Annotated in this window: 13 protein-coding genes; 5 read left to right on the forward strand and 8 right to left on the reverse strand. The window is 68.2% G+C overall.

The window, feature by feature from the left end; all coding sequences use genetic code 11:
* Positions 1-152 precede the first annotated feature (152 nt).
* Positions 153-2,522 (forward strand): 5-amino-6-(D-ribitylamino)uracil--L-tyrosine 4-hydroxyphenyl transferase CofH, encoded by a 2,370-nt coding sequence (gene cofH / locus FOY91_RS03410; protein WP_145148172.1) that lies wholly within the window; start codon positions 153-155, stop codon positions 2,520-2,522.
* The gene (npdG, locus tag FOY91_RS03415; protein WP_145148145.1) at positions 2,506-3,177 is read left to right on the forward strand and encodes an NADPH-dependent F420 reductase; all 672 of its coding nucleotides are present in this window, start codon (positions 2,506-2,508) and stop codon (positions 3,175-3,177) included. Before cofH ends, npdG begins: the two co-directional genes overlap by 17 nt.
* A 111-nt stretch (positions 3,178-3,288) precedes the next feature.
* Here npdG and FOY91_RS03420 read toward each other — a convergent pair whose 3' ends face one another.
* The 5 genes from FOY91_RS03420 to FOY91_RS03440 all read right to left on the reverse strand — a co-directional run bounded on the left by FOY91_RS03420 (position 3,289) and on the right by FOY91_RS03440 (position 8,556).
* Entirely contained in the window at positions 3,289-4,326 is a 1,038-nt protein-coding gene (locus FOY91_RS03420) for an aldo/keto reductase (protein WP_145148147.1), read from the reverse strand.
* 36 nt (positions 4,327-4,362) lie between these two features.
* Positions 4,363-4,872 (reverse strand): nuclear transport factor 2 family protein, encoded by a 510-nt coding sequence (locus FOY91_RS03425; RefSeq protein WP_162527111.1) that lies wholly within the window; start codon positions 4,870-4,872, stop codon positions 4,363-4,365.
* 28 nt (positions 4,873-4,900) lie between these two features.
* Positions 4,901-6,637, reverse strand: coding sequence for an N-acyl-D-amino-acid deacylase family protein (locus FOY91_RS03430; RefSeq protein ID WP_145148151.1), 1,737 nt, complete (start codon positions 6,635-6,637; stop codon positions 4,901-4,903).
* Positions 6,638-6,698: 61 nt separating this feature from the next.
* A complete protein-coding gene (locus tag FOY91_RS03435; protein ID WP_145148153.1) occupies positions 6,699-7,862 on the reverse strand; it encodes an epoxide hydrolase family protein in 1,164 nt (387 codons plus the stop codon).
* Between the two features lie 37 nt (positions 7,863-7,899).
* A complete protein-coding gene (locus tag FOY91_RS03440; RefSeq protein ID WP_162527112.1) occupies positions 7,900-8,556 on the reverse strand; it encodes a TetR/AcrR family transcriptional regulator in 657 nt (218 codons plus the stop codon).
* Positions 8,557-8,647: 91 nt separating this feature from the next.
* Between FOY91_RS03440 and FOY91_RS03445 the strand changes: the two genes are divergently transcribed.
* A complete protein-coding gene (locus FOY91_RS03445; RefSeq protein WP_145148157.1) occupies positions 8,648-9,508 on the forward strand; it encodes a metal-dependent hydrolase in 861 nt (286 codons plus the stop codon).
* Positions 9,509-9,557: 49 nt separating this feature from the next.
* Positions 9,558-11,315, forward strand: coding sequence for an N-acyl-D-amino-acid deacylase family protein (locus FOY91_RS03450; RefSeq protein ID WP_145148159.1), 1,758 nt, complete (start codon positions 9,558-9,560; stop codon positions 11,313-11,315).
* Between the two features lie 75 nt (positions 11,316-11,390).
* On the opposite strand, the gene FOY91_RS03455 is transcribed toward FOY91_RS03450, so the two are convergent.
* Genes FOY91_RS03455 through FOY91_RS03465 form a run of 3 tightly spaced genes read right to left on the reverse strand, consistent with a single transcriptional unit; the run spans position 11,391 to position 14,307 of the window.
* The gene (locus FOY91_RS03455; protein WP_238995215.1) at positions 11,391-12,389 is read right to left on the reverse strand and encodes a CorA family divalent cation transporter; all 999 of its coding nucleotides are present in this window, start codon (positions 12,387-12,389) and stop codon (positions 11,391-11,393) included.
* 4 nt (positions 12,390-12,393) lie between these two features.
* Positions 12,394-14,007, reverse strand: coding sequence for an inorganic phosphate transporter (locus tag FOY91_RS03460; protein WP_145148161.1), 1,614 nt, complete (start codon positions 14,005-14,007; stop codon positions 12,394-12,396).
* Positions 14,008-14,034: 27 nt separating this feature from the next.
* Positions 14,035-14,307 carry a hypothetical protein gene (locus FOY91_RS03465; RefSeq protein WP_145148163.1) on the reverse strand — a complete coding sequence of 91 codons (273 nt, stop codon included), beginning with the start codon at positions 14,305-14,307 and terminating at the stop codon, positions 14,035-14,037.
* A gap of 178 nt (positions 14,308-14,485) precedes the next feature.
* Here FOY91_RS03465 and FOY91_RS03470 point away from each other — a divergent pair.
* A partial coding sequence (locus FOY91_RS03470; protein WP_238995218.1) for a curli assembly protein CsgF occupies positions 14,486-14,655 on the forward strand: 170 nt, incomplete at its 3' end.

Consider the following 14,655-nt stretch of genomic DNA (forward strand, 5'->3'; position numbering starts at 1 on the left):
CCATGCTCCCCACAGATTGCATTGTCCGGGTGATTGTAGCAGGGCTGCGTCGCGCTGGCGCAAGTGTCGGACACGGGTTCGCTTCTGGCGATACCCGGCGGACGATGCGGGCCGGCCGACGCAGCCACGCCGGCCTTGAGCGACGCGGCACGATGGAACGGGAGCAGGGTGTGGTCGCGGATCTGGCGGAGCTTGGCGTGGCGGATGGCGATGCGGTGATCGCCGCCCTGTCGCGTGCGCCGCTGGCGGACGTGGTGACAGCGGCCGAGGCGATGACGCTGGCCGGGCACGGCGCGCTCGTGACGTACTCACGCAAGGTTTTCATCCCGCTGACCCGGCTGTGCCGCGACGTGTGTCATTACTGCACCTTCGCCACCACCCCGCGCGAGGCGGGCCACCTCTTCCTCGATCGCGACGAGGTGCTGGCAATCGCGCGCGCCGGCGTGGCCGCCGGGTGCCGCGAGGCGCTGTTCACGCTGGGCGACCGGCCGGAGGACCGCTATCCGGCGGCACGCGCCGCGCTCGATGCGATGGGCCATGCCTCCACGCTCGACTATCTGGGCGAGATGGCGGCGCTGGTGCTCGCCGAGACCGGGCTGCTGCCGCACCTGAACCCCGGCCTGATGAGCGAGGATGACCTCCTGCGCCTGCGCCCGCATGCCGCCTCGATGGGGGTGATGCTGGAGACGACCGCCGATCGCCTGTCCGAGCGCGGCGGCCCGCACCACGGCTCGCCGGACAAGGTGCCGGCGTTGCGGCTCGAGACGCTGGAGGCGGCGGGGCGCGCGCGGGTGCCGTTTACCACCGGGCTGCTGATCGGCATCGGCGAAACCAGGCTCGAGCGGATCGAGGCGCTGCTCGCGATCCGCGACAGCCACGCGCGCCACGGCCATATCCAGGAAGTGATCGTCCAGAACTTCCGCGCCAAGGCCGGCACGCGGATGGCCGACACGCCCGACCTGCCGCTCGACGAGCATCTCTGGACGATCGCCGCCGCCCGTCTCGTGCTGGGGCCGGACATGACGATCCAGGCGCCGCCCAACCTGCACGCGCCCGACGAGCTGGCCGCCGTGCTGCGCGCCGGGGTGAACGACTGGGGCGGCGTCTCTCCGGTGACGCCCGATCATGTGAACCCGGAGGCGCCGTGGCCGCATATCGCCGCGCTGGAGGCCGCCACCGCCGCCGCCGGCCGCACCCTGCGCGAGCGGCTGGCGATCGGCCCGCGTTTCGCGATGGAGCCGGACCGCTGGCTGGACAAGTCGCTCGCCCCCGTCGTCCGCCGTGCGGTGGATGCGCGCGGGCTGCCGGTAACGGACGGCTGGCACCCCGGCACCGACCGGGCGATGCCGGTGGTGCTGGCGGACGGCGAAAGCGCCGATGCCCCGCGCATCGAGGCGATCATCGCCCGCGCGGCGGCGGGCGAGCGGCTGGACGAAGCCGACATCGCTCGACTGTTCGCCGCCGACGGCCCGGAGGTGACGATGATCGCCATCGCCGCCGACGATCTGCGCCGGCAGGTGGCGGGCGAGGCGGTGACGCATGTCGTCAACCGCAACATCAACTATACGAACATCTGCCTCTACAAATGCGGCTTCTGTGCCTTCTCCAAGGGCAGCACCAGGGCGATGCGCGGCCCGGCCTACCGGCTCGATCTGGCCGAGGTCGGCAGGCGTGCCGCCGAGGCGTGGGACAGGGGCGCCACCGAGGTGTGCCTGCAGGGCGGCATCCACCCCGATTATGACGGCGACACCTATCTGTCGGTGTTGCAGGCGGTGCGCGCGGCGTCGCCCGGCATCCACATTCACGCCTTCTCGCCGCTGGAGGTGACGCACGGCGCGCAGACGCTGGGCCTGCCGCTGGAGGATTATCTCGGCCGGCTGAAGGCGGCGGGGCTGTCCACGCTGCCCGGCACGGCGGCCGAGATCCTCGACGACGAGATCCGTGCGGTGATCTGCCCGGACAAGATCGACACCGCCGGCTGGCTGGAGGTGATGCGGACCGCCCACCATGTCGGCCTGCGCACCACCGCCACGATCATGTTCGGCCATGTCGACGGCTACCGCCACTGGGCGCGCCATCTGCTCCGCGTGCGCGATCTGCAGGAAGAAACCGGCGGCTTCACCGAATTCGTGCCGCTGCCGTTCGTCCACATGGAGGCGCCGATCTGGCGCAAGGGGCTGTCCCGTTCCGGCCCGTCGGCGCGCGAGACGTTGCTGATGCACGCCATCGCGCGGCTGGTGCTGCACCCGCTGATCCCGAACATCCAGGTGAGCTGGGTGAAGCTGGGCGAGGCCGGCGTCGTCGCCGCGCTGGATGCCGGGGTCAACGATCTGGGCGGCACGCTGATGGACGAATCCATCACCCGCGCCGCCGGCGGGGTCAACGGCCAACTGTGCGATCCCGCGCGCATGGTCGCGCTGGCCGCTGCCGCCGGGCGGCCGGCCCGCCAGCGCACCACCCTCTACGGCCGGGTCGACCCGGCCGCCGTCGTTACCGGAGAAACAGATGACTGCCTCGCCTGACACCGCCAAGACCATCGCCATCATCGGCGGCACCGGCAATCTGGGGGCGGCCATCGCGCGCCGCCTGGCCAAGGCCGGCCGCACCGTCATCATCGGCTCGCGCTCGGCCGAAACCGCGCAGGCCAAGGCGACCGAACTGGGCTTTGGCCTCACCGGCATGGCCAACGCCGATGCCGCCGCCGCCGGCGACCTGCTGATCGTGACGGTGCCGTTCGCCGCGCAGGAAGCGACGCTGGCCGAGATCGCGCCGCACGCGCAGGGCAAGATCGTGTGCGACACGACCGTGCCGCTGGTGCCGCCCAAGGTGATGCGCGTGCAACTGCCGGCCGAAGGCAGCGCCGCCGTGCGCGCGCAGGGGCTGCTGGGCGAGGGCGTGACGGTCGTCTCGGGCTTTCACAACGTGGCCGCGCACAAGCTCATCACCGATGCCGACATCGGCTGCGACGTGCTGGTGTTCGGCGACGACAAGGCCGCGCGCGGCGCGATCGTCGAGCTGGCGGATGCCGCCGGCCTGCGCGGGCTCCACGGCGGTGCCCTCGTCAACTCGGCCGCCGCCGAGGCGCTGACCTCGATCCTCATCTTCCTCAACAAGACGTACAAGGTGGACGGCGCCGGCATCCGCATCACCGGCGAACTGATCGCTCCGGAAGCCTGAGCGCACGACGGCCGGACGGCACGGCGCGCAGGCCCGGCCTGCCGCCGGCACCGGCAAGGGAGTGGCCCGCATCGCCGCGCGGGCCACTCCGCCCGGCGATGCCTGGGCGGTTCAGGCGACCGGGGGCAGCAGCGGCGCGGCTGGATTGCGGCTGCCGCCAAAGCGGCTGTGGTGCGAATAGGGGTAGGAAGCAGGCGTGGCGCTGGCCTCGTCGAGCCGCCCGATTTCCGCATCCGTGAGCGACCAGCCTGCAGCAGCCAGATTGTCCCGCAGTTGCTCGTCGGTGCGCGCGCCGACAAGGATGGTGGCGACGCCGGCCTTGCGCGCGATCCAGTTGAGCGCGACCTGCCCGATGCTGGCCCCGGCCCGTGATCCGGCGATCTCTTCCAGCACGACGATGATCGCCCGGCCGCGATCGTCGTCATAGCTGGCGAGCAGCGCATCACTGAGGCGCGTCGCCTGCGGCCCGCGCTGCCCCTGATACTTGCCGGACAAATACCCCGAGGCGAGCGGCCCCCAGACGATCGCCCCCACCCCTTCGGCAATGCCCAGCGGCAGCAGCTCGTGTTCGGCCTCGCGCCGGATCAGCGAATACTGGATCTGCTGGCTGACATAGCGTTCCAGCCCGAGCCGCTCGGACGTGGCGAGCGCCTTCATCTTGGTCCAGCCGGCGTGGTTGGAGCTGCCGATGTAGCGCACCTTGCCCTGCCGGACGAGATCGTCCAGCGCGCGCAGCGTCTCGTCGGCCGGCGTGGCCAGATCCTGGTTATGGATCTGGTAGAGGTCGATATAGTCCGTCTTCAACCGGCGCAGACTGGCCTCGCACGCGCGGATCAGATGGTGACGGCTGGCGCCAAGATCGTTGACGCCTTCGCCCATCGCCCCGAACGCCTTGGTTGCGACGAGCGCCTGCGACCGCCGCGCACCGAGGACCGCGCCGAGCACCTCCTCGCTCGCGCCGTTCGAATACATGTCGGCGGTGTCGAACAGGTTGACCCCCGCATCGAGGCAGATGCCGATCTGCCGGTCCGCGTCCGATCCGACGGTCTGGCCGATGCCGGCGAACATCCCGGTGCCACCGAACGTCATCGTGCCGAAGCTGAATGCCGAAACCTTCAGGCCGCTGCGGCCCAGCGTGCGATATTCCATGTCAGATCTCCCCGGCCGGTGATGCCACGTCGTTCGTCAGCCTGCCGCGCTCTTCGCAGCGGCGTGCGCCTGCATCACCTGCTGCGCCTCGAGCGCGTTGTAGACGTCCTCCTCGTAACACCATTGCCCGTTGCCCGCGTAGCAGAGCATCGCCACGGCGTTGAACTGGTAGGGATCGCCACCGGCGGGGTCCGCCCGCCAGTTGGAGGCGTAGACGATGCACAGGTCGTTATCGATCACGTGCCATTCGTCGGTCATCCGCAGATCGGTCGGTTTGGCGCCCGTCACCGCCGTCACCCACGCGCGGATGCCCTCGCGCCCGCGCAGGATGCCGAAGGCGTGTTCGATATACACGGCGTCCTCGGTGAACAGGTCCGCCCAGGCGTTCCAGTCGCCGGTTTCCGCCGCCTCGCCGGCCAGCGCGAAATATCGGGCGAGGGCCGCCTCGACCTCCTCACGCGGGAATTGCTGCGGGCGCCTGACCTCGGCGGCCAGAAATCGATAGCCACGCTCGGATGTCTCGGCGGTAAAGGCTGGGGTGTTCATCGGTTTCTCCCTCTCGTCGTCCCGGAGATCATGCCACCACCCGGGCGCCCCGGACGAGGCGGCCGGGCAAGGCGCCGGTCGCCTCGTCGTCGGCGATGGTCCGCTCGCCCGCGACGAAGGTCGCGACATAGCCCCTTGCCCGCTGCATGATCCGCCGCGCGCCGGTCGGCAGATCCCAGACCATGTGCGGCAGCAGCAGTTCCAGTCGTTCGTAATCGATCAGGTTCAGGTCGGCACGATAGCCGGGCGCGATGCGGCCGCGATCGCACAGGCCGTAGAGTTCGGCGGTGTCGCGGGTCATCATCCGCACCGCCGTGCCCAGCGCGATCCGTGGCCCGGCATCACGGTCGCGGGTCCAGAAGGCGAGCGCCAGCGTGGTGTTCCCGGCGTCGCAGGCGATGCCGCAATGCGCGCCAGCATCGCCGAGGCCGAGGCGGGAGGCCGGATGCACCAGCATCTCGTGCACCTCGTTCAGCGTGCCGCTGGTGTAGTTGGTATAGGGATAGAGGATCAGGTTCTGCCCGTCGTCGCCGAGCAGATAATCGTACAGATACGCCTCGACATCGACACCCGCCGCCGCCGCCAGCGCCGTCATCGTCTCGTCGCGCGTCGGCTCCCAGTTGATCGGGTTGGCGATGCGGTACATGTTCGCGAAATTCTCGTGCATGTCCTGCTGCCCCTGCGAGCGGTAGCGACCGTTCGGCTCGGCCAGTATCCGCGCGCGGACCTCGGGCCTGCGCAGTTCGGCGAGCCGCTCGGCGATCGGCAGTTTCTCCAGCGCCCTGAAGCTCGGGCGGGTGGTGAAGGGCGTGAACTCGCTCTGCAGGCCGAAGACGATACCGACCGGCCGGGGGCCGACCTCCGGATAGAAGGGCACGCCCTCGGCCTGCAACTGCCCCGCCCGTTCCAGATACACGCGCCAGCGGTCCGCCTCGGTATGCGTCTGCACCAGCGAGAAGACGAGCGGGCGGCCGGATGTGCGCGCCAGATCCGCCATCCAGTCGATCTCGGCATGGGCCTCGACCGAAATCTCGCCGTCCATGCCGCGCGGCACCACCTCGAAGACGCCGGTATCGAGTTCCTTGAGGACGCCGGCCAGCGCCTCCAGTTCATCCTCCTGCGCCAGCGTGCCGGGCACTACCTCGCCCCGGCTGGTGCGGTGGGCGAGCATCCGGCTGGTCGAGATGCCGAGCGCGCCCGCCTTCATGCCGTCACGCACGATATCGCGCATCTGTGCGATATCGTCGGCGGTCGGCTGCTCGGTCGCGGCGCGGTCGCCCATCACATAGGCGCGCACCGCCGCATGGGGCACCTGCGTGCCGACGTCCATCATCCAGCGCCGCTCACCCAACACGTCGAGATATTGCGGAAACGTCTCCCAGCCCCACGTCATGCCCTCGTGCAGCGCGGTCCCAGGGATATCCTCGACGCCCTCCATCAGTTCGATCAGCTTGCCCTGCTGGCCGGGCCGCACGGGAGCGAAGCCGACGCCGCAGTTGCCCGTCACCACCGTCGTTACGCCGTGCCAGCAGGAGGGCGCCAGTTGGCTGTCCCACGTTGCCTGGCCGTCGAAATGGGTGTGGACGTCCACGAAGCCCGGCGTCACCAGCAAGCCGGTCGCATCGACGACGGCCTCGCCCGGCTGCGGCGCCAGGGTATCGGCCACCTCCGTGATGACGCCGTCGGCGAAGCGCACGTCGGCGCGGCGCGGCGCGCCGCCGTCGCCATCGGCGACCATCCCGCCCCTGATGAGTGTCGAGGCCATGTCCGTCTCTCCTGTACCGGCCTGCTCGGGCAGGCGCTTGTCGTTTACCGCGGATCCGTCGCTACCTGCGCAGATCCCGGAAGAAGGCGCGGATGTCGTCCACCAGCAGGTCCGGCTGTTCCATCGGCGCGAAATGGCCGCCGCGCGTCGCGACGTTCCAGCGTTTCAGATTATAGTAGCGCTCCGCCCATTTGCGCGGCTGGAGCCAGACGTCGCCCTCGAACTGGAGCAGCGCGGTCGGCGCCTCCACCGGCGGCTGGCGATCGTGCGTCGGGGCCATGTGCTCGGGCTTCGTCTCGTAATAATGCCGGGCCGAACTCGCATAGGTGTCGGTCAGCCAGTAGAGCATGGCGTTGGTGATGAGATCGTCCTTGCTGAACACGCGCTCGACATCGCCGTCGCAATCGCTCCACGCCCGCCGCTTGTCGATCATCCATGCGGCCAGCCCGACGGGGCTGTCGTGCATGGCGAAGGCGATCGTCTGCGGCCGGGTGCGCTGGATCTGCATGTAGCCGTTGCCCTGCGTCATGAAGGCGGCGAACTTGGCGCCCCAGGCCCGCTCCTCCGGCGCATAGTCCTCGGGCGTGGGGTAAGGCGGCATCACCGCGCCGGCCAGATGCAGGTGAACGCCGATGACCCGGTCGGCATATTTATGCCCGAGCCGCGCCGCCACGAACGAGCCGATATCACCCCCTTGTGCAGCGAAGCGCGGATAGCCCAGCCGCGCCATCAGCGTCACCCACAGGTCGGCGGTCGGATTGAAGAACATGCCCTCGGTTTCGAGCGGGCTGGAGAAGGCGAAGCCGGGCAGCGAGGGCGCCACGACATCGAACGCATCCGCCGGATCGCCACCGTAAGCGGCCGGATCGCTCAGCGGTCCGATGATCCGGCGCATGTCCCAGAAGGTCCACGGCCAGCCGTGGTTGATGACGATCGGCGTCGGGTTCGGCCCCTTGCCCTTCACATGGATGAAATGAACGGGCACGTCGTCGATCATGGTGCGGAACTGCGGGAAGGCGTTCATCGCCGTTTCCTGCGCGCGCCAGTCGTATCGCTCGATCCAGTAGTCGGTCAGCTCGCGCATGAAAGCGAGGCTGACGCCTGCCTGCCAGTCGGCATTGTCGCCGATCTCGCGTGGCCAGCGGGTGCGGCGCAGCCGGTCCCGCACGTCGGCCAGATCGGCATCGTTGATGGCGATGCGGAACGGCTGGATGTCACTCGTCATGGTTCCGCACTCTCCCGCTCGCCGACGTCTTCGCGCCTCAGCATTCGCCGTGAACGAACCGGACGATCAGCGTCGTCGCGACCGCCAGCCGGTTCCTGGTATCCTCGGTTTCGCCATGCTGCGCATAGAAACAGAGCGCCCAGCCCAGCTCGCGCAGCGCCGCCATCGCCCAGGCGTGGTCGAGGCCGTCGCGCACGTCCAGCGCCCGGCGAAAGGCCGGGAGGCGCGCGGCCAGCATCTCCAGAAAGTCGTTGCCGAACGTCCTCAGCGGCTCGGGCATGTGCGCCACGCTGCTGGCGGTCACCAGCAGTTCGGTGGGGGCACGCTGGTCCCGCGCGAACGCCGCGAACTCGCCGACCCAGCGCGCCAGCTCGGCGCGCGAGGGGGTCGGCCCGGGCAGGCGGGCGATCACGCCGCGCAGGCCGCGCGTATAGTCGGCGGTGATCGCGGCGAGGATCTCCTCCTTGTCGCGATAGTGCGTGTAGAGCGTCGATCGCTGGATGCCGGCCGCCTGCGCGATCTGCTCCATCGTCGGCGCGGCGAACCCCCTGACGAAGAAAACCTCCCGCGCCGCCGAACAGATATGCGCGCGGGTAAAGTCCCTGCGCGCCTCGCGCAGCGGCACCACGGCTTCGGGATTGGGGGCGGCGGCGGGCATGTCGGCGACATAAGCCACGGTGGATGCGATGTCCATATGGACAGACTGTCCACCGAAGTGTACAGGCCGTCCACAGCATTCGAGGGCCGGCCATACCGGGCCGCATCCGCCGCGCAGGAGACAGACCATGACCGATCTCAAGATCCGCCGGATTCCGTTTTCGTTCGAGGATGTCCCCTTCATCTGGAACCCGGAGAACCCCGGCTTCTCGATCGCGATGAACAAGCTGTCGTTCTTCGCCATCGGCTTCGAGAAATACATCTGCCAGGCGATGGCCGACGTCGAGCCGCGCATCAAGGATCCGGCGATCCTCGCGGAAGTGCGGGCGTTCCGCGCACAGGAGGGCATCCACTCCAACGCGCATCGCCGCCACGTCAAGGCGCTCATCAAGCAGTATCCGGCGCTGCAGGAAGCGCTCGACAAGACGATCAAGAGCTATGACGAGCTCTATGCGTCCAAGCCGCTGGAATACCACCTCGCCTATATCGGCGGGCTGGAGAGCATCTTCACGCCATCGTTCAAGCTGCTGCTCGACCATCGCCACCTGCTGTTCGAGGGCGGCGACGCGCGCGTCGCCTCGCTGATGCTGTGGCATTTCTGCGAGGAGATCGAGCATCGCAGCTCGGGCCTCGTCATCTACAACCATGTGGTCGGCAAGTATCTCTACCGGGTGGGCAACTTCACCAAGTTCATGGGCCACGTGAAGGAAGTGACCGACATGCTGGGCGAGGAGTTCAAGAAGCACGTCCCCGGCATCACCGACGATCTGGTCAACTTCAAGTCCAAGGCGAGCCCGCTGCCGAAGATCGCGAAGCTGCGGTCCTCCTACGGCATCCTGATGTCGCAGATGCCGTGGCACAACCCCGATCATCAGGCGCTGCCGGCCTATTTTCAGGAGTGGTCCGATCAGTATGATCGCGGCGACGACATGACGCAGACCTATGGCGTCCGCTGGGAGAAGCAGCCGGAGCTGATCGCGGCCGAATAGCCGACGCCCGCACCCCGGTGCCCCCGAAGAGTGAAGCTGGAGAGAGTAGATGTTTGATCTCGTGATCCGCGGCGGCACGATCGCCGACGGCACCGGGCGGGCCGTGTTCACCGGCGATGTCGCCATCAAGGACGGCCGCATCGCCGAGGTGGGCACCGTGACGGGGCAATCAGCCCGCGAGATCGACGCCGGGGGGCTGCTGGTGTGCCCCGGCTTCATCGACACCCACACCCACTTCGACGGGCAGGTGACGTGGGATCCGCATCTCGCCCCCTCCTCCTGGCACGGCGTGACCACGGTCATCATGGGCAATTGCGGCGTCGGCTTCGCGCCGGTGCGGCCGGGTCAGAAGGAATATCTGATCGACATCATGGAAGGTGTCGAGGACATCCCCGGCTCGGCCCTGGCCGAGGGAATGCCGTGGGACTGGGAGACGTTCCCCGAGTATCTCGATTCGCTCGATCGCCTGCCGCGCTCGATCGACGTCGCCACGCAGGTGCCGCACTGCGCGATCCGCGCCTATGTGATGGGCCGCGATCGCGCGCTGGACGACGAGACGACGCCCGAGGACATCGCCCAGATGGCGGCGATCACCCGCGAGGCGATCGAGGCCGGCGCGGTGGGCTTCTCCACCTCGCGCACCTTTCTCCACTTCAGCCACAGCGGCGAGCTGATTCCCGGCACGCATTCCAATCCCCGGGAGCTGGTCGGCATCGCGCGCGGCATGGCCGAGGGCGGATCGGGCGTGTTCCAGATGATCTCGGACAGCCTCGGCAAGGAGCCGGACCGCCAGTGGATGAAGCAGATCGGCCAGATCACCGGCCGCCCGTTCATCTTCTCGATGGTCGACGTGCGCGCCGATGCCGATCCGTTCGAGTTCCGCGACACGCTGGAAGCACTGGAGCAGGTCTATCAGACCGAGGGTGTCGATATCCGCGCCGCCGTGCCGTGGCGCCCGCCGGGCTTCCTGATGGGGTTGCAGACCTCGCTCCACCCGTTCACCCACCATGCGGTGTTCGCCGAGATCGCCGACCTGCCGCTGGAGCAGAAGGTCGCCCGCATGCGCGCGCCGGAGTTCCGCGCCGCGCTGCTGGCCGACGCGCCGGACATGAAGAAGTCGCTGACCGGCCTCGTCACCCGCTTCGACAAGATGTTCCCGCTCGGCGCGCAGCCCGATTACGAACCGCGCCTAGAAGACAGCATCGCCGGGCGCGCGGCGGCGGCCGGCGTGTCGCCGTCGGAATATGCCTATGACGCGCTGCTGGAGAATGACGGGCGCAACTTCATCTTCGTGCCGGTCGCCGGCTACACGCAGGGCAATTTCGACATCCTGCACGAGATGCTGTCGCACCCGCGCAGCACCGCCTCGCTGTCCGATGCCGGCGCGCATGTGCCCAGCGTCTGCGATGCCAGCTTCACCACCTACATGCTGACGCACTGGGTGAAGGGCCGCACGCGCGGCGCCCGCCTGGGGCTGGAGGAAGTGATCCGCAAGCAGACCAGCGAGCCGGCCGACATCTATGCGTTCCACGATCGCGGTGCGATCGAGGTCGGGCGCAAGGCCGATATCAATATCATCGATCTCGACGCGCTGGAACTCCACGCCCCCTATACGGCGTTCGACCTGCCGCTCGGCGGCGCGCGCGTGCTGCAGAAGGTGGACGGTTTCCGCTACACGCTGGTGAACGGCGAAATCATCGCGCAGGACGGCGAGATGACCGACGCCCGCCCCGGCAAGCTGGTGCGCGGCCCCCAGTCGCGCACTGCAAGCCCGATTGAGCGCGATGTCGTCGAAGCGGTGGGGTAACGGTCGGGAGTCCGCTGGCGGTGGTGAGGGCGGATGCGCAAGCGGGCGGCGCCGATGCCGCCCCCGGCGCCAGATCTACCGCCGCATCAGCCCCATCGCGCGCAGCATGAGATAGGTGCCGGCGGCGGCGGCGAGTGCGAGCAGGGTCGCGGCGAAGGTGCCGGCCGGCATGCCCGCGAACGGCAACCCGCCGGTGTTCATCCTGATGATGCCGGTGACGAGCGTCGCCGGCAGCATCAGCGCGGTCATGATCGACAGGACGTAGAGGTTCGTGTTGGTCCGCTGTGCCGCCTGCAGGTCCAGCTCCTCGCGCAACAACCGCAATTGCACCTGCACCGCGGCGATATCGCCGTCGAGCGCGGCCAGTTGCTGGGACAGTCGCTCGACCACCGACAGCAGGAACTCGGGCAGGTCGTCGTCCTGCTCCAGCCGGATGAACACGGCGCGCATCCCGTCGGCGAGGCGGTGGAGCTGCGCCAGCCGGCGACGGATGCCGATCAGGTCGCGCGTCAGCGGCGCATCGAGATCGTCGAGAAAACTGTCTTCCGCGTGCTGCACGGCGGCGCTGAGATCGCGCGTGATCCGGGCGACGAGGCCGCTGATCGTGCCGACCAGCAGATCGAGCGCCGCCCCCGGCTGGGTGATCGCGGGCGCGCGCATCAGGCGATCGCGGATCAGGTCGGCCGAGCGCAACGGGTGGTGGCGGGCGGTGACGATCAGGCCGGCGGTGAGCGCCACCCGCAGCACGCCGACGCGGGTGGTGTCGACGACATCGAAATCACGTTCGAGATCGTGCAGCGCGCAGCCGATGGCGCCGCCCTCGATCAGCGCGCGCTGGTGGGTTTCGGCAGAGAGCAGCAGATCGCGGACATCGGCGGGGAAACCGGCCGCGTGGGCGATCCAGTGGCGGGTGCCCTGATCGGCCAGGTTCAGGTGCAGCCAGCGGAACTCATCCGACGACTCGTCGATCCGCTCGATCGGCCGCGCGCCGCCTGCCCCCAGCGCGAACCCCCAGATCAGGCCGGGCCGTGGCGCCAGGCCGCCGTCCGATCCGATCCGGGGGGCATGGTCCAAGGGTTCAGAAGATCCGCGAGAAGACGGCGTAGAGCGTGCCCGAGAGCAGTATCGACACCGGCAGGGTGAGCACCCAGGCGATCGCGAGGTTGCGGATCGTGCTCATCTGCAGGCCCGATTTGTTGGCGGCCATCGTACCGGCCACGCCCGAGGAGAGGACGTGGGTGGTGGACACCGGCAGCCCCAGCGCATCGGCCGAAAAGATGGTGCCCATCGCGACGATCTCGGCGGAGGCGCCCTGCGCGTAGGTCAGGTGCGTCTTGCCGATCTTCTCGCCGACGGTGACGACGATCCGCCGCCAGCCGACCATCGTGCCGAGGCCGAGCGCGAAGGCGACCGCGACCTTGACCCATGTCGGGATGAAGCGGGTGCCGCTGTCCAACGCCTTCTTGTACGTCGCCAGCGTCGCCTCGTCCGCGGTGGAAAAACCCGCCGCCTTCTCCTTGGTCAGGTGCTTGATGGCCTCGGCCGACAGATACATGTCGTTGCGGATGTTGCCGACCGCCGCCGCCGGCACCTTGGCCAGCGATCCGTAGCCGGAAACCTGCCGGTCGATATCGGCGACGAGCGAGGACAGCGCCGGCAGCGTCGTCGGTGCGTATCGCTTGTCGGCGATATAGGTGGTCACGGCGGCGCGGGCCTCGGCCGGGGCCGGCAGCGCGGCGACGGCGCCTTCACGCTCGCGCAGGATCGCCGCGGTCGCGACCGAACTCGTGTGGAACTCGGCGACATAGCTGGCGGGCACGGCGCGGTTCAGCGCATAGGCCGTCGGCACGGTGCCGATCAGGATCAGCATGATGAGGCCCATGCCCTTCTGCCCGTCGTTCGCTCCGTGGGCGAAGCTGACGCCGGTGCAGGTGAAGATCAGCAGCGCGCGGATCCACGGCGGCGGCGGCATACCGTTTTCAGGCTCGCGGTAGAGCGCCTCGTTGCGGATCAGCAGCTTCATCGCGAGAAACAGCAGGGCCGCGACGCCAAAGCCGATCAGCGGCGAGAACAGCAGCGCCTGGCCGATCTCGGTCGCCTTGCCCCAGTCCACGCCGGACGTGCCGTTGCGGCCGTGCAGCATCGCATTGGCAACGCCGACCCCGATGATCGAGCCGATCAGCGTGTGCGAGCTGGAGGAGGGGATGCCGAGCAGCCAGGTGCCCAGGTTCCACAGGATCGCGGCGATCAGCAGGGCGAACACCATCGCGAAGCCGGCGTCCGAGCCGACCTGGAGGATCAGCTCGACCGGCAGCAGCGAGACGATCCCGAACGCCACGGCCCCGGTGGACAGCAGCACGCCGAGGAAGTTGAAGAAGCCCGACCAGACCACCGCGACGTTCGCCGGCATCGCATTGGTATAGATCACCGTCGCCACGGCGTTGGCGGTATCGTGGAAACCGTTCACGAACTCGAAGCCGAGCGCGATCATCAGGGCGACGAACAGGAGGATGAAGGGCAGGTAGGTCGTCGCCACGACGCCCACCGCACTCGCATCGGCGTAGACGCTGTAGGCGACGTAAAGAATGGCGACGACGATCGCCCCGCCGAACCCGACCTTGCCGGCAAAACCCAGGCCTTGATCGAGATCGGGCCGGGCGGCGGGCCTGCCCAGTGCTGCCGTCATGTTCATGTGTCGTCCCCTGAAAGTCGCCATCCTTTACGTCCGGTTGATGACAATGCTGTTGCGGTTGATTTCTTGCCTGCCGCCGGCGTCGATGACAACCGGCCGGTCTCCCGACGCTCGCGGATCGAACCCGCCCGCCATCACGAGCGCGGCAGACCACGGCCTCCCGCCTAGGCGCCCCGCCAGAATGCGGATAATCCCGTACAGTAAGTCAGTCGCCTTATCCGAGATGCGGTTTATGATTCCGGTAGTCAACCAAGGATAACCGGCCTGAATCCCATGATTGTGCGGAAATGACGTCTTCATCGATAACTATCGAATGACTTAATTTATGCGGTTCTGATTTTTTAGATTGCAGCCTTACCAAAACGTAAATACATCATTTAACATATAGATTCGACGCAAGTTACGATGTGCGGCCCGCAGCCGACTCGATCGGGCTTGCAGGGAGGGGTGTTACGTGTCGTATGCGTCGTTGCGCGCGATGATCTTGCGCGTCTCCTTGCTTTGCCTTATCGGCGCTTCGGCGCCCGCGCTGGCGGAGATCGTGTATCAGCCGGTCAATCCGTCGTTCGGTGGCAATCCGTTCAATTCGTCGCATCTGCTGGGCATCGCCAATGCGCAGAACGACTATAAGGATCCCGCCTCGACGGC

The sequence above is a fragment of the Alterirhizorhabdus solaris genome (assembly GCF_007785815.1).
Taxonomy (GTDB): domain Bacteria; phylum Pseudomonadota; class Alphaproteobacteria; order Sphingomonadales; family Sphingomonadaceae; genus Alterirhizorhabdus; species Alterirhizorhabdus solaris.